This window comes from Chryseobacterium populi (assembly GCF_000282115.1).
GTDB classification, from domain to species: Bacteria; Bacteroidota; Bacteroidia; order Flavobacteriales; family Weeksellaceae; genus Chryseobacterium; species Chryseobacterium populi.
On record NZ_AKJY01000092.1, the window covers coordinates 17,726 to 33,849 of the forward strand.

Sequence of the window (16,124 nt, forward strand, 5' to 3'; positions counted from 1 at the left end):
ATTATGAAAAACATTATAATATTCCTGTTTTCTTTTGCAGCTACCTGTAACGTTTTTGGCCAAAACATAGAAAAACCTTTTATAGAAGTAAGAGGTATCGCTAAAATAGAAAAACCCATCAAATCATATATTCTGGATATAGTGATTACCGAAGATCTTTCTTATGCCGAAGAAAAAAGAACCACGGAACAGGTAAAAAAAGCTTTTTTAGATAAAGTCAAAGCCGCAGGATTTGATGTGAGCCGGTTTAAAGAAGATCAACTTGCTTATGCATTGACTCAGTATGGCGCCGGCGGCACATCTTATAGCTTTGAAACAACTAAGCCTGCAGAAATAATAGCGCTTAATCAACTTATGGTTGATAAAACAGGTACCACATCTATTATCACCCGCCGGATTACTTACATGCCTGTAAAGGATTTTTCAAGAATAATAGCTGCCGCCTTTGCCAATGGGAAAGAACGTGCAGAAAAGGTAGCTGCCATTTTGGGGAAAAGATTGGGGCCGCTACAGACTGTCATCGATTATTCGACTGTTGATGAAGAGGAAGAAGATACTGTTTATTACCGTCCTGATGAAGAAAGATATTATTACCTTTCTTTAAAATACCTTATTGAATAAGAGCCTATCTATTGCTGTAAAACTACAACTCCATACTTATTTTAAATTTCAGCAATATGAAAAAAAAATATTAATCCTGCTTGCAATACTATCAATCATCATAACAGGCTGTTCAAAAGATGAATTTTCAGACAAACCCGCGCAGGAAAGAATAGTGGGTAAATGGATATTAGATTCGGTAGTAACTGAAACCATCAAACCATCTGCGCCGGCAGAAATCACTACCGAATACGGTGAAGAAGGTAATTATTTTGATTTCCGTACTGATAGAAATCTATATTATACTTTGGGTGGTAGTGATGAACAAGCTGAACCTTACAGCATTGAAAACGAGACCACACTCAAAATCAATAATGATGCCTTTACTATAAAAGAACTTACCGAACATAAGCTGGTTTTTGAATTTGTAAAAGTAAATACGACGTATACCCGGAAGCAAACTTATAACCTAAGCAGATAATAAAAAGGTTCATAAAAACAAGGCTGAAGAAAATATAAATATTAAAAAATAAATACAAATGAAAACGAATAAATTTTTAGCAATACTATTGTTAGCAACAACTTTAATATGGACTGTCGGCTGTCAAAAAATCAGCTCCATCGATGAAGAAAACGAAACGGCACAAATAATGCAACAAAAAATACTGGGGTATTGGAACTTGGCAGAATTGATAGAAGAAACAAAAACAGGTAACGAACCTCCTGTAATCATCAACAATGACCCACAAAATGTATATTTCGAATTTTTTGCCAACGGAAAGGGAAAAACAAATGCTGAGGGTGAAGAAGAATTCTCCTATGAAGTGAAAGCAAACAATATCCTGATATTATGGGACAATGAACAACAAATCATTGAGCTGACTGACCACAAACTGACGTTTAAAAACACTGCCACCCAAGGAAATACAACTTACACGCAAACTTATTTTTTAACCCGTTAACGAAAAACGGGATTTGAAATTGAAAAATAATGGTATCTTAATCAGGCAGTATAAAACATATAATATTAAGAAAATGAAAATATTTTACAGCCTGCTACTTATTCTTGCAATCTCCTGCAATGGTACAGAAAAAAACAATAATACAGCAAAAAGCACAGATGCAGATTCTACTCTGAAGTGGATAGATTACCATGAAGGAGAACTGCCTCCTGTAGGATATTATGCCGCATTGGACAGCACCATTAAAAAATGGAACATCCGGTACGAACGCATTGACGGCGGTTGTGAAGTGATACCCGGCAAAAAACAACAGTATGAACAAAACAATGAACAATATTTCCGCTTACTGGAGAAACAATTTGGAAAGGACTGGCGTAAACGTTTTGATATGGAGGTAACCATATTAGACAGTATTTTGAATAAAAAATAACATCTCATCACATAAAAAAACCTTGTCAGTGACAAGGTTTTGGTTTTATTTAGAACTGCATTTCAGGAATTTCACCTTCAATAATCAGGTCGGCTTCTGTAGATTGAACAATGTGTTCTACCGACACTCCCGGGGCTCTTTCAATAAGTTTAAATCCGACCGGTGTTACATCTAAAACCGCAAGCTCGGTAACTACTCTTTTTACGCAGTTTACACCGGTTAAAGGAAGTGTACATTTTTTTAAAATTTTACTTTCACCTGCTTTGTTGACGTGCATCATCGCAACGATGATATTTTCAGCAGATGCTACAAGATCCATTGCGCCACCCATTCCTTTGACCATTTTTCCGGGAATTTTCCAGTTGGCAATATCACCGTTCTCTGAAACTTCCATGGCTCCGAGAATCGTTAAGTCTACCTTCTGGCCACGAATCATGCCGAAACTGAAAGCAGAATCAAAAAATGAACCGCCATCCAAAATGGTGATCGTCTGTTTTCCCGCATTGATGATATCCGCATCTTCTTCGCCTTCGAAAGGGAACGGCCCCATTCCGAGAACTCCGTTTTCACTTTGAAATTCTACGGAAATACCATCCGGAACGTAGTTGGCAACCAAAGTAGGAATCCCTATTCCTAAGTTTACATAGTAACGGTCTTTCAGTTCTTTTGAAATTCTTTTTGCAATTTGTTCTTTTGTGAGCATATTAAAAACTTAGACCGCAATTTAATTATTTTCACTTGAATACAAAAGACCTTTATTATTCAAAATTATTAATATCATAAGTCAAAATAATATCTTTAATTTTGCAACATTATTTAGCAGAATGAAAATACTTTTAAGATACCTTAAACCTTACCAATGGCTGGTTGCCCTCTCCTTATTGCTGGCAGCTATTAATCAGGTTTTTTCTTTATTTGCTCCGGCAATTACAGGTAATATCCTGGATCGATTGGTTACCCATCCCAATTTTTTTGACAAGGAAAAACTCTTACCAAGAAATCTGAACCAGTATTTATATGGTGATGGAATTTATCATGGTGTTTTTTATTTTTTAGGATTACTTATCGGCACAGCCATGGTCAGCAGAATTGCTAAAGCATTTCAGGATTATGCGGTAAGTGTTATTACCCAAAAGTTTGGTGCAAAAATCTTTACAGACGGCTTACGACATTCAATGGCCCTCCCTTTTCAGGAATTTGAAGATCAGAGGAGTGGTGAAACCCTGTCGATTTTAACGAAAGTAAGAGAAGATTCCGTAAAATTCATTAACAGCTTTATTAATATTTTCTTTGGAATTTTAGTCAGTATTATTTTCGTTTCTGTTTATGCCATCCGCTTACACTGGTCGATCATGCCAGTGTATATCTGTGGAATTTTCCTGATTGCTTTTATCACCAATTTACTGAGCAAAAGAATAAAAAACATTCAGAAAAATATTGTTTCGGAAACCACAGCCTTAGCCGGAAGTACTACGGAAAGCTTAAGAAATATAGAAATTGTTAAAAGTTTGGGGTTAACGAACCAGGAAGTCATCCGTTTAAATAATAATACCTATAAGATTCTTGGGCTTGAACTCAGAAAGGTTAAAAGCATCCGTTCTCTCAGCTTTATCCAGGGAACCATGGTTAATTTTCTTCAGCAGATGATTACTTTAACCCTGCTTTTATTAATTTTTAAAAATATCGTTACTCCCGGGCAATACCTGTCTCTGATGTTTTATGGTTTTTTCATTTTCGGACCAATGCAGGAAATCGGAAACATTATTATCTCTTACCGTGAAGCTGAAGCTTCTCTTTATAATTTTGATCATCTGATGAAAAAGGAGGTGGAGGAAAAGCCACTTCATCCGAAACAGATTGGTGCTATTGAGGAACTGGAATTCAAACACGTTTCTTTTAAACACCAGTCGGCTCAATACAAAGCCTTAAATAACATCTCTTTTGATGTTAAGAATGGAGAAACCATTGCGTTTGTGGGGCCAAGCGGTTCGGGGAAAAGCACACTGGTAAAATTGCTGGTTGGGCTTTACAGGCCTCAGGAGGGGAATATTTTTTACAATACAATCAACGGAAAAGAATTTGATTTTGACGAGCTGAGAAATCAGATTGGGTTTGTAACCCAGGATACCCAGCTTTTTGCAGGAACAATTAAAGAAAACCTTCTTTTTGTGAACCCTAAAGCAACGGAAGAGGAATTGGAAATTGCTTTGCAGAAAGCAAGCTGTACTGCATTGTTAGCAAGAGCTGAAAAAGGCATCGAAACGGTAATAGGTGAAGGTGGGCTGAAGCTGAGTGGTGGGGAAAAACAAAGAATTGCCATCGCACGGGCCCTTTTAAGAAAGCCTCATTTACTCATTTTCGATGAAGCAACTTCAGCCCTGGACAGTATTACGGAAGAGGAAATAACATCTACCATAAAAAATATTTCAAAAGAAAAGGAACAAATTACGGTTCTCATTGCCCATCGCTTAAGTACGATTATGCATGCGGACCGGATTTATGTGCTTGAACGCGGACAAGTAATCGAAACGGGTTCTCACGATAATTTAATTGCTGAAAAAGGATTATATTATGCGATGTGGCGACAACAGATCGGGGAAAGAAAAATGCCGGTTTCACTGGAATAAAGAAAGCGCTGAATATGTTTCAGCGCTTCTTTTTTTTATGATAAATACTGACTTTCGACAGAAATTTATTCTTTTACCCTTACTGTTCTCTGCTCAATTCTCTTCTCGAACTTTTCACCCTGGAAAATCCTTTGGATCATAATCCCGGGAATATGAATCTGATTAGGGTCTAATTGTCCGGGTTCTACCAATTCTTCCACTTCGGCAATGGTAATTTTCCCTGCCCCGGCCATCGGATGATTAAAGTTTCTTGCAGATCCTTTAAAGATAAGGTTTCCTGCATGATCTCCTTTCCAGGCTTTTACAATGGAATAATCAGCTTTGTAGGCATGCTCCAGAATGTGGGGTTTTCCGTTGAAATCTTTTACTTCCTTACCTTCTGCCACTTCAGTTCCAAAACCTGCAGGGGTATAAAAAGCAGGAATTCCCGCCTGGGCAGCTCTGCATTTTTCTGCAAGGGTTCCCTGTGGTGTAAGCTCAACCTCCAGTTCTCCGGAAAGCATCTGTCTTTCAAACTCCGCATTTTCTCCTACATAAGAAGAAATCATTTTTTTAATCTGTCTTTTGTGAAGCAGTAATCCTAAGCCGAAGTCGTCAACTCCTGCATTGTTTGAAATACATGTAAGATCTTTCACATCGCTTTCTACCAAAGCATTGATTGAGTTTTCAGGAATACCGCAGAGCCCGAAACCACCCAGCATTAACGTCATTCCATCCTGAATTCCTTCGATGGCCTCCTTTGCATTTTTTACTCTTTTATCTATCATGAAATATTAGATTTTTCTGTTGGCTAAATTTAATAATTTTTCTCATAACTGAGCTATCGGCATTACTACTTCCAGATCATTACCCGACTGAAGTTTTATCCGTAATTAGATGTTGTTTTTAATATACTTCTCTTGAATAATGATTTTTTTTCATTTTCCTTTGACCAAAAACACCAAAAATTACACAAAAGTGTAAAATGTATTTAAAATCATTTATCTTTTTTTGCATTAAAAATTGTACCTAACCATGAGTGAAGAATTTTGTTCCAACTGTAAGCAAACTGTAAAACCCAAAAGGATCGACGGCCGTTATATCATCAGTGAAATTGAGCACGTTCTACATTTTGAAAGAGGGATCTTATATACAATAAGAGAATTATTGATAAAACCCGGAGAAAACATTAAGAATTTCATCACTGAAAATAGAAGCAGACTTGTAAAACCTGTTATATTCATTATTGTAACCTCATTAATTTATACCTTAATCAGCAAATTCTTTCATATCGAAGAAGGTTATATTAAATTTGATGAGATAAAAGGATCGCAAATAATTTCAATTAATGATTGGATTCAAAGTCATTACGGATATTCAAATATCATAATGGGTGGATTTATTGCTTTTTGGTTAAAAATATTTTTCAGAAAATATAATTATAATTTTTTTGAAATATTGATTTTACTGTGTTTTATCCTTGGAATGGAAATGCTGTTATTTTCTGTTTTTGCCCTTTTTGAGGGATTAACCAAATTTCCTTTGATGCAGGTTGCTGCAATTATTGTCTTTATCTACTTTTCCTGGGCAGTCGGACAATTTTTCGACAAAACTAAGGTCGCAAGCTATACAAAAGCTCTTGTTTCTTATCTATTAGGAATGATTACATTTGGGCTTTCAGTAGGTTTTTTGGGAGTTTTAGCCGACTTAATTACAAAACGTTAAAGAGCAGGTATGCTCATCGCATTTTCGATTTTACTGGTCTTGTTCTTAATAAGCAGAAAAAAGCAATATAATTCACCACTTATCTATGTTAAAATTATCTTATAAAATGGTGAAATAAAGCGATGAATATAAAGCAAGCAGGAACAAAAACCGCAAAATATTTACCGAATTGGGCCAATGCCCGTGCATATTTATTATTAAACCCTACCGACTGCATTGAGGAATAAAATCCATGCCATAAGTGTAACCCCAACAGTACAAATGCACCACAATACAAAAAGGTACGAACCGGGCTTTGAAATTTGTGTACCAGTTCGCCGTAATATCTTGTTTCACTGGGTACATTCATTTCAATAAATTTGTAATTCAGCTCCTGAAACCAGAAGTCATACCAGTGAAGACAAAAATAAGAAAGAATGACTGCCCCCGAAATAATCATATTCCTTGAAGCCCAGGAACTGTTTGCAGAGCTTGCATTGTAAGCATAGCCTACCGGCCTTGCCCTGCGATTCTGGATCTCTAAAATAAATCCCATAATAAAATGAAAAAGTAACCCGAATATAAGAATGGGCTGCCCTATATATTGTACCAACGGATTGTATCCCATGAAGTGAGAAACACGGTTAAAAAGATCCTCGCTTATTACAGAAGTCAGATTAAGCGATACATGCAGCATTAAAAAAGTGATCAGAAAAAAGCCCGAAAGTCCCATGGCTACTTTCCTCATAATGGATGAATTCAAAAGCTGTTTTGCCATACCTGAAATTTTAGTTTTTATTTAAGACAATTTGATTTTTAATATTGGACAAACATCATTAACTTTTTTATAACATTATAAAAAAGAATACAAACTCAGTGTCCGGACCTTAATACTTAATGTAGCTCCTGCTGTCTAAGATATTGAAAACCTCCGGTGACTAAAATATTCTGTATTATATCTATATAATTCTGACACAAATAAATCATAAAATAACTAATAAACAATAACCTAAATTCAAACAAGTAGCTATATTCACAGTTTGCCATATTGATTACTATATCATTGAAGTTAGAAAAAAATAAATTTGGTTACAAAGCTTTCGGGATTGGCCGATTCATCAGAAAGAAAAAAAACTTTATCAATAAACAGAAAAAGCGGAAAGTACTTTCCGCTTTTTCTGTTTGATATTTAATTTATATTTTACTGTATAACCAGCTTTAAAGTGAATAATTTTCTTGTATGCACTTTCACGAAATAGACTCCTTTCGGAAGATTTTCATTAACTAAAGAAAAACGCTGGTTGTGGACGTTCTTAGATTCATAGAGTAGATCTCCTGAAGCTGATAACAGCTCGATTTTTTCAATCGGATAATCGCTTTTAATGAAAGTTGGTTCACCGGGTTTAGTAGGATTGGGGTATAAGATTACATTTTTCTCCGTACTGTTCTTCACCTCATCGGTTCCCAAAGTAGATGAATTCACCTGAAACTGCACCCTGTTTGAAACTTCAGTATAAGAATCATTGGTAAACATTACCATATAATAATTCCCCGGTGTTGCAGGCAGTGCCGTACCCGTTAAATTTTTAGTTCCCTGTGTGATTCCGTCAAAATAAGTATAGGAAATAAAATTATCATCCGGGGTCTGAATATTCTGAGGATAAATTCCCAGCCAGTCTTTGATAATTCCCGGAGAATCCGTCCATGAAGCTGTAATATTTTCACCTAAAGTATAGACCGGCTTATTGATCCATAGTTCTGTAACAATGTCTCCTACTTTAAAGAAAACTTTCTCTCCGATTGCGGTATAGCCGTCTTCAAGGAAATACTGCGCATAATAATATCCTTTTGGAAGCCCTGTAAAATTAAGTGTTCCGGAGGTTGCATTCACATAGTCCCATTTTATTGAAGTGTTTGTTCCCGGTGTTTGTCCCATTTTATAGATTCCGATCCAGTCTTTGACCAGATTCGGTCCGTTAGAAAAATTAATTTTAACTGTTCCGCCTACAGGATAGGTATCTGCTGTAGCTTGCAGTACGACTTTAGGACCTACATAAAAGCTTTTTCTCGGTGTGATTTCCGTGTAGCCGTCATTGGCAAAAAAACCTGCAAAATACTGTCCTTTATTAGCAAGACCATTATTAAAAGTAGCAGTTCCTGCGGTTTGTCCATTGGTGTAAGTATATACCTGAGAAGTCACGGATCCCGGAGTCTGTCCTTTTTTATAAATACCTATCCAATCGGTCTGGTTACCAGGGCCGCCTGTATAGGTAGCCGTGATGGCTTCGTTCTGAAGATATTCTGTTTTATTTAAAGTGAAAGTAGGGTTTGAAACCACGCTTCCTGTAATTTCAAACTGTTTGGCATCGCTCCAGTCGCTCCATTCAAGGTTTCTGTCTCTGTAGCGGGTTTTCACATAATAAACTCCGTTTGAGATAGAATTGGCAGGGAGAGTAACTTTTGTAATATCAACTCCTGCATTTAAGTTTTTAGCTTTGTCCGGCGTTCCGTCTTTTCCGAACCAGTCTTCATAATCCCGGTAAAATTCTTTTTCAATAACGGAAAAGTCAGCTGCCTTACTGATTAAAAACTGAGTGGTATTTAAAAGTTCTCCGTTTGGCGACGAAAAAGCACTTCCATTTAAAGTTAACGGTAAAGTTATTGTTCCTGAAAAGGTATTCGTAATAGATGGTTTAGCCGGTTTCTGCTGATTTTTATACCTGTGGAAAGAATCGACCAGCTCATTGTATTTTTTAGTATAAACTCCTCCTATTGAATAGCATTCTACATCTACTTTTCCATTGGTAACATCCACTTCGACGATCTGATAGGTCCAGTCTGTCAATGTTTTCTGAACATCATCAAAATCCTGTTCAGTAGACATTCCCCAATATTGGTCCCAGGCGGTTCCACCGGAAATGATCTGGTAGTTAGGTGTGTTTTTCAGCTGTCCTCTATGGTACAGATGATGGTGAGCTCCTACGTGCATCAAGTATTTACCTGAGCCTGTCATCAACGGAACAGCAATATCCCTTACCCAGGTTGAAATATCTCCTACATATTGCTCAGCCTGATAAGGCCTGTGGCTTAATGAAATAATCCAGTGAACGGTAGGATCGTTGTTTGCTTCATTTAAAATCTGTTGTAGCCAGGTTTGCTGTGCAGCACCCGTGTGTTCCGAGCTTAAACTGATAAATAAGACATTTCCGGCCTGCTGGGCATAATAATTTTCATTTCCGGAAGAAATATTTTTATACTTGATTTCATCGATATAGAAATGGGCATAGTAAGAATTCATTCCCAAACTTCCGTAGGTTTCATGGTTTCCTACCGTAGTCTGAATCGGAAGGTATGGTGATAATTTGATATTCTTTTTGAAATGCACATTTTCATAATGATCCAGAGTGCCTACATCTACCTGGTCTCCTACCATAAAAGTAAGGGCTACATTATCAGAAGGATCTGAATCCGGCCCAAATTTCTGCTTTAATTTTTTAAAAGCATTTAATGTCAATGTATCATATCTAGGTTCAGCCTTGATCTGGTTGTCTCCCATTATTAAGAAGCGTATTTTACCATCAGCTGTAACGGGTTGTCCCGGTAAAGGAAGTGTTCTGAAATTATAAACCGCAGATTCACTGGTCCCGGTTTTTATTTTGTAATAGTATTTTGTATTGGGCTGAAGATTGGTGATTTTTGCTGTGTGATAAAAGTAATTGTTATTATATCCCGTATCTGAAAAAATATTGGTAGTTCCCGTAACGGTAACGCTTAAATTCGAAGGTGAATTACCATAAATAACTGTGGTTTCATTATTTGAGCTTGTTTTCCAATTGACGATCATCGAATTCGGTGTCGGGTTTTGCAAATAGGGAAACAAAGTCTGCCCAAAAGCCATCTGGACGACAAAAAAGAAAAAGAATACGTAATGTTTCATTAAATTAATTTTTAAGTGGTTTTATATTGAGTTTTAAATTGTAGGAATAAGAAGGAAACGTGTGTTTATATTTCGTGCAAAAGTAGAATTCACATATAAACTCTGTTTCATGCCAACGTAAAGGAAGTGTTAACTTTTAGGGCTGAAAAAGATGTAAAAAATCTGTATTAATAACATAAAATTATTTGGCATATTCAAAAACTATTTTGTACATTTGCAACCTGTTATTCAACCTCTGACGAAAAGCGTGTAAGTTGCTTAGCTTTAACATTTTATTTTATTAATAATGGATTTATTAAAGTACGTACAAGACAAGTACATTACAAAAAAAGAATTCCCTGAATTCAAAGCAGGTGATACAATCACTGTGTATTACGAAATTAAAGAAGGACAAAAAACAAGAACCCAGTTCTTCAAGGGAACAGTTATCCAATTAAGAGGTACTGGTTCTACTAAAACTTTCACGATCAGAAAAATGAGTGGTGATGTAGGTGTAGAAAGAGTATTCCCGATCAACATGCCGGCTTTACAAAAAATTGAAGTTGACAGAAGAGGTAAAGTTAGAAGATCTAGAATTTATTACTTCAGAGACCTTAGAGGTAAAAAAGCTAGAATCAAAGACGCTGCTTACAAGAAAAAATAATTCAGACAACAACACATACAAAAAGAGGCTGTTCAGCATTGATCAGCCTCTTTTTATTTTCTTTTTTTTACTCAGAGGCATAAACGCTCAGTTGAAAAGTTTATTATCCTGCGAAAACCTCAATGGTTGAATGATAAAGATAATATTTAGATTCCTCCGGAATGACAAGCTTGTGTTTATTTTAACGGGTAAAATGGTTTATCTGATTATTTGATAAAATCATATAGGGCATTGAAAAATTTAGGATAAACTTCTATATGAGGCAGATGACCTACATTTTCAATTTCCACTAATTTTGAGCCTGCAATTTCCTTCTGGGTTTTCTTTCCCAATTCCTGGTACTGCCCCATTTTCGGTTGGAGTTCTTTAGGAGCTCTGTCCTTCCCTATCGCAGTTCTGTCGCGAGTTCCGATAATTAATAAGGTAGGGACCTTTATATTTTTAAACTCATAACACACCGGCTGATTGTAGATCATATCTGAAGTGAGGGCTGCATCCCAGGCAACTTTGGGATAATCCGGATGCAGTGCCCAGCCTGCTATCAAATCCAGCCATGGCTGATATTCACTTTTCCATTTATTATCGTAATAAAATTTAAGCTGATAATTTTTATAGGTCTCTGCTGTATTTTTTAATTCCGACTGATATGCCTGGTCAATAGTTTGGTAGGCTGCAAAAGTTTTGTAATCTTCAAGCCCAATAGGGTTTTCCAGGATGAGCTTTTGTACTCTTTCGGGATAGAGCAATGTAAATCTCGTCGCTACCATCCCTCCCATTGAATGGCCTAAAACAATGGTTTGATCAATTTTCAGTTCATCTAAAATGGCTTTTGTATTTTCGGCCAGCTGTGAAAAAGAAAACTGATAATTCTGAGGTTTTGACGATTTTCCAAATCCTATCTGATCCGGGATGATTACCCTAAATCCTTTATCAGACAAATCTTTTGCGGTTTGTTCCCAATATGCACCGTTAAAGTTCTTTCCATGGAGGAGCATTATGATTTTCCCGTTTGACGTTTTAGGTCTTACATCCATATAAGCCATCTTCAAATCATTGTTCTGAGATTTTAAATTAATTAAATGAACTTCATAAGGGTATTGGTAATCTGATAACATAACATCCATAGGTCTTACCTGTGAAAACATGATTCCAGGCGCAATCGATAACATTCCAATGACAACAGCATTTTTAAAATATTTCATGAAATTTTATTTAAGTATAAAATTAAAAAAACCGCTTCAAAAGAAACGGCTTATATGTATTATTTTAAATTTAATTATGATACTTCTGCAATGGTAAGTTCTTTTTTTGAAGGCAAATTCATTAAAACAATAGCAAAAAGAATTAAAACAATCCCCAGCCATTGAATCATATCAACATGCTCTCCCAACAGAACAAAAGCCATTGTAACGGAAACCGGAAGCTCCAGTGAAGAAACAATACTTCCCAAACCTAAGCCTGCATTCGGAAAGCCAATATTAAATAAAATAGGCGGAATTACAGTTCCGAATAATGCCAGAACCAGACCATACTTCCAAAGTATGGAATAATCAAAAGAACGGATGTGCTGTGTACTTTCTGTAAAATTAAGGTAAACTGATTTTAACCCGTCGGAATAAAGCGGTCCTATCTGGGCAAAGAACAAAAATGCAAACACAATAATTGAGCCTCCCGAAAGCATGATGATGCTTTTTCTTAAAACAGGTAAATGGGTAGCTAAAGTATTGGATGTAAACATGGTCAGTGTATAAGAAGCTGCAGCCATTAATCCCCAGAATATTCCATGCCAGTCCAGCTTTATATCCATATTGATAAGATTGGTAGCCAGAATGGTTCCCACTAAAACAATAATTACGGATACTACTTTTCTTGCGTTCGGTAATTTTTTGGAAAGAAAGCTTTCTACCACCACACTGAACCAAACAGACTGCATTAAAAGGACAATTGCAATGGAAACATTGATATACTGAACTGCTATATAATAAAATAAGCTTGTACATCCCAATGAAGTTCCTGCTATCATCAGCATTTTTACTTCTTTTGTGCTTGGCGATGACAGTTTCTGTTTTGATGTGATGGTTTGAATAAAATTCAGGATCAGCAGACCCACCAATCCTAAGACAAATTGCGATGTAGTAACTTCGGATGTAGTGTAGCCATCATGGTAAGCCATCTTTACAAATGTAGCCAACATACCATATATACTGGCTCCGATTCCGACAAACACAACTCCTTTTAGTATATTCTTCTTCATAGTTTTCCTTTAAAAGCCAGCAAAGTTACAATATAATAATGAACAAAGCATTCCATCATTGTCCTGATAGATAAATAAAATCACCCCAGGGATGGCCGGGGTGATTGTTTACAAAGATTTTATTTAAATCTATTATTTATTAACGATAACTTTAGATACAGTATCAATGCCTAAGCCCTTTACTTTAACCATATAAGTTCCGTTGATCATTCTGTCTGTTGAGATCGCTTTTTTAGCATCTGTTGAAATTTTATCTTCTGAGGAGATCATTTTTCCTGACATATCATAAATTTCAACACTTACTTTTCCAATGGTATTGCCTGGGAAGTTGATGTAGAATTCATTCTTAGCAGGATTCGGATAGATAGAGATCGTATTGTTTTTTACAGTTTTCACTTCATCTGTTGCCAATACACATTCTGCAGGTACTGAGAAATCCCCCACCTGATCATTGATATTGGTTTTTACTCCTGCCTGTGCATTAAGGCCTAAACCTCTTTTCGCAAAAGTCCTCCAGATCATACATTTGTCTTCTCCGTTTGTAGTTGCTACCTCAGCAGCTAATATTGCATTTCTGCCGTCAATAAATGTAGGGTTACAAGCCTGAAGTTTTAATGCGTTGGTTACTAACTGTAATACTCTTGCACTACCACTATTGGCATTAGCTGTTACATCAGAAGCATATCCGTATTTATTTACATACTGCCAGTGAAGATCCCACAACATAGTCGCCCATACAAATCCTATAGAGTGTACATCCGGTACAAGAACCCCATTCTGGTTTTGATATTCCATACCATTGGTATCTGCATAGGTATAATCATTGATTGTGAAATCCGGAGAATATTTTGCAGGTCTGATCCCACCACCTGAATTAGACTGACCGATAACATAAGTCCCGATACCTCTAGGCACTGTAGCATTATCACCTGCTTTATTTGTTAACATTAAGGCAAAGAAGTCTGACCAGCCTTCACCCATCTGTTCTTTACTGCTTGATGACTGCAAACACGTCCATCCGTTTCCTGTTAATCTGTTGGAAATACCATGCCCATATTCGTGGGTAACGATTCCGTTATCGAAACTACCATCAGGAGTAACTGCCATTGCAGGATCGTTTTTCAATGTCACATTAACAACAGTACCCGCTGTAAGCTGACTCTTAATATACTCACCTTCAGCATTATCAACTAAAACTGAAGGAATCGTGATTGTTCCATCTGTTCCTGCCATTCCTCCAACAGGGCCTGAAGTTGGGGCATTATAAATTATCGCTGCTACTGCTCCTGCCGTTTGAGCATTTTTAACTTTAGTTACAAAGTCACAGTTTCCTCTTTGCACTAAACCGATTTTCCCAGCTAACGTCCCTGCAGGTATTGCCGTACAACCATCTATTACAGAAGACTCTTTTACATCTGCCGTAACTCCTGTTGCATTGATAGGGCTTCCAAACTGAGCCGTACCTACAAGCGGTTGACGGGGAACTGCAGCCGCAGGTGCATTATAATAATATATTCTATTAAAACTTGTCCATAAATACATTTGCATTCTACCACTACCTCCATCCTGAGGAGTCGCAAAATTAGCATTATTCGTATCTGTTCCATCCTGTGCTTCTGCCTTTACATAATCATTTCCGGCACCTCCTAAACCAAAGTTAGTATTCTGGAAGTTTCTTGCTGTTTCCGTGAAACCGAATTTGTAAAATATATCATGCACTTTGTTGTTGATATAAAACAAATTGGTAATTGATGCACTCAGGTTATCCGCAGGTGAAGCATAAAGGTTGAAAGGAAAATTAAAGTTTCTGCTTGCGCCTCCATCCGGTGAAAAGCCTGGGGTATTTGTTGCATTCATATCTTCATATGCATATACATTGTTACCTCTCGTATAAGTATAATGATTTGTACCGTCATAATGCCATCCTTCAGGTGAAGAAGCCAACATCCACGGATTATTAACTACTGATCTGGCACCAAATGTAGCCGATTCAATAGGTAATGCAAATACATTATAAGAAGCATTATCAGGAACCAGAAAGGAAGCAGCCTGATTCTGAAACTCGTTAACGGGGCCTATAAAATTATTTTGTCCTAGTTGTGAATGATCATGTGAATACGCATCAGAATGGAAATTACATGATACATTAAGATCATTTTTAGTAATTATTTCCCCTGTATTTGCATTCACCAATACATCCCAAAGACTATGAGATTTTGGTTCCGGTAAAGTAACCTGGTAAGCCAGCTTCAGAGCTCCCTGATCTTCAACATATACTAATCTTTGCTTAGCTGCATGCCCGCTTTGTGGCTCTGCATCCTGATAACCAAGAATAGGATAAGATTTAATTTCTTCTTTTCCTATATTTTCAGCAATCTTCTGGATCGCTGCACTTTTACTAATTGTTGCATTGTTTGGTGTAGAAGAAGTATAATCCTTCAAAAAACCATCCACATAGTATACAATTTTATTATCCTTAACAAGCGCTGTTCCTACTGCATTATAAACAGGAAGCCCATTATAGGTTTGCTGAAACTTTACAACGTTTCCGCTCAATGATCTTGAAGCGTCTACATTATCAATAATAAAATTGGTAAGATCAGATTTTTTATATTCTCTGATTTTATTCTGAGAAATATAATCTTTAATAAGCCTTTCATTGTCCTGGGAATACAGGTTGGAAGACTGAAATACTGCGAATACAGCAAATAAAAGAGGTAGAGTTATCTTTTTCATATACATTAATAAAGCCGCTAATTTACAAATATTTAACAATCAAAGAATATTTTATTTAATTTATTTTAAAAAAAAACAAAACTTATATTATCTTATATGTTTTTAGTCACTTTTTAGGGATTATTACCATTTCTGATTTTCCCTTTTCATTTTATTACTTATAGTCATATATTATTAAAAAAGACTTATTATCAACAATAAAAAAAGAGGCTGTCTCAAAAGGGGCAGTCTTTTTTCTGTCTCAAAATTTGT

Annotated in this window: 14 protein-coding genes; 7 read left to right on the plus strand and 7 right to left on the minus strand. The window is 36.3% G+C overall.

The window, feature by feature from the left end:
* The first annotated feature begins 3 nt into the window (after positions 1-3).
* From PMI13_RS17800 to PMI13_RS17815, 4 genes are all read left to right on the plus strand, one after another.
* Positions 4-621 carry an SIMPL domain-containing protein gene (locus PMI13_RS17800; protein WP_007846324.1) on the plus strand — a complete coding sequence of 206 codons (618 nt, stop codon included), beginning with the start codon at positions 4-6 and terminating at the stop codon, positions 619-621.
* Positions 614-1,081, plus strand: a complete 468-nt coding sequence (locus tag PMI13_RS17805) for a hypothetical protein (RefSeq protein ID WP_007846325.1) — start codon at positions 614-616, stop codon at positions 1,079-1,081. The genes PMI13_RS17800 and PMI13_RS17805 overlap by 8 nt, the downstream gene beginning before the upstream one ends.
* Before the next feature lie 58 nt (positions 1,082-1,139).
* Complete coding sequence (locus PMI13_RS17810) at positions 1,140-1,562, plus strand: lipocalin family protein (protein WP_007846326.1); 423 nt, start codon at positions 1,140-1,142, stop codon at positions 1,560-1,562.
* A 73-nt stretch (positions 1,563-1,635) separates the two neighbouring features.
* Positions 1,636-1,992 (plus strand): FEKKY domain-containing protein, encoded by a 357-nt coding sequence (locus PMI13_RS17815; protein WP_156104490.1) that lies wholly within the window; start codon positions 1,636-1,638, stop codon positions 1,990-1,992.
* A gap of 49 nt (positions 1,993-2,041) precedes the next feature.
* Here PMI13_RS17815 and PMI13_RS17820 read toward each other — a convergent pair whose 3' ends face one another.
* Positions 2,042-2,695: a CoA transferase subunit B gene (locus PMI13_RS17820; protein WP_007846328.1), complete on the minus strand. Its 654-nt coding sequence runs from the start codon at positions 2,693-2,695 to the stop codon at positions 2,042-2,044.
* A 121-nt stretch (positions 2,696-2,816) separates the two neighbouring features.
* Between PMI13_RS17820 and PMI13_RS17825 the strand changes: the two genes are divergently transcribed.
* Complete coding sequence (locus PMI13_RS17825; protein WP_007846329.1) at positions 2,817-4,619, plus strand: ABC transporter ATP-binding protein; 1,803 nt, start codon at positions 2,817-2,819, stop codon at positions 4,617-4,619.
* 65 nt (positions 4,620-4,684) lie between these two features.
* Here the strand turns inward: PMI13_RS17825 and PMI13_RS17830 are convergent, their stop codons facing one another.
* Positions 4,685-5,386, minus strand: a complete 702-nt coding sequence (locus PMI13_RS17830) for a CoA transferase subunit A (protein ID WP_007846331.1) — start codon at positions 5,384-5,386, stop codon at positions 4,685-4,687.
* A 247-nt stretch (positions 5,387-5,633) separates the two neighbouring features.
* Here PMI13_RS17830 and PMI13_RS17835 point away from each other — a divergent pair, with 247 nt between their 5' ends.
* Entirely contained in the window at positions 5,634-6,323 is a 690-nt protein-coding gene (locus PMI13_RS17835) for a DUF3667 domain-containing protein (RefSeq protein WP_007846332.1), read from the plus strand.
* Between the two features lie 94 nt (positions 6,324-6,417).
* Here the strand turns inward: PMI13_RS17835 and PMI13_RS17840 are convergent, their stop codons facing one another.
* The gene (locus PMI13_RS17840) at positions 6,418-7,080 is read right to left on the minus strand and encodes a succinate dehydrogenase cytochrome b subunit (protein ID WP_007846333.1); all 663 of its coding nucleotides are present in this window, start codon (positions 7,078-7,080) and stop codon (positions 6,418-6,420) included.
* A gap of 423 nt (positions 7,081-7,503) precedes the next feature.
* Positions 7,504-10,239 carry a fibronectin type III domain-containing protein gene (locus PMI13_RS17845; protein ID WP_007846340.1) on the minus strand — a complete coding sequence of 912 codons (2,736 nt, stop codon included), beginning with the start codon at positions 10,237-10,239 and terminating at the stop codon, positions 7,504-7,506.
* 286 nt (positions 10,240-10,525) lie between these two features.
* Between PMI13_RS17845 and rplS the strand changes: the two genes are divergently transcribed.
* A complete protein-coding gene (rplS, locus tag PMI13_RS17850; RefSeq protein WP_007846341.1) occupies positions 10,526-10,882 on the plus strand; it encodes a 50S ribosomal protein L19 in 357 nt (118 codons plus the stop codon).
* A 206-nt stretch (positions 10,883-11,088) separates the two neighbouring features.
* Here rplS and PMI13_RS17855 read toward each other — a convergent pair whose 3' ends face one another.
* The 3 genes from PMI13_RS17855 to PMI13_RS17865 form a co-directional block, all read right to left on the minus strand.
* The gene (locus tag PMI13_RS17855) at positions 11,089-12,084 is read right to left on the minus strand and encodes an alpha/beta fold hydrolase (protein WP_007846342.1); all 996 of its coding nucleotides are present in this window, start codon (positions 12,082-12,084) and stop codon (positions 11,089-11,091) included.
* A 74-nt stretch (positions 12,085-12,158) separates the two neighbouring features.
* Positions 12,159-13,136 carry an EamA family transporter gene (locus PMI13_RS17860; protein ID WP_007846343.1) on the minus strand — a complete coding sequence of 326 codons (978 nt, stop codon included), beginning with the start codon at positions 13,134-13,136 and terminating at the stop codon, positions 12,159-12,161.
* A gap of 132 nt (positions 13,137-13,268) precedes the next feature.
* The gene (locus tag PMI13_RS17865; protein ID WP_238536331.1) at positions 13,269-15,872 is read right to left on the minus strand and encodes a T9SS-dependent M36 family metallopeptidase; all 2,604 of its coding nucleotides are present in this window, start codon (positions 15,870-15,872) and stop codon (positions 13,269-13,271) included.
* Positions 15,873-16,124: the final 252 nt, after the last annotated feature.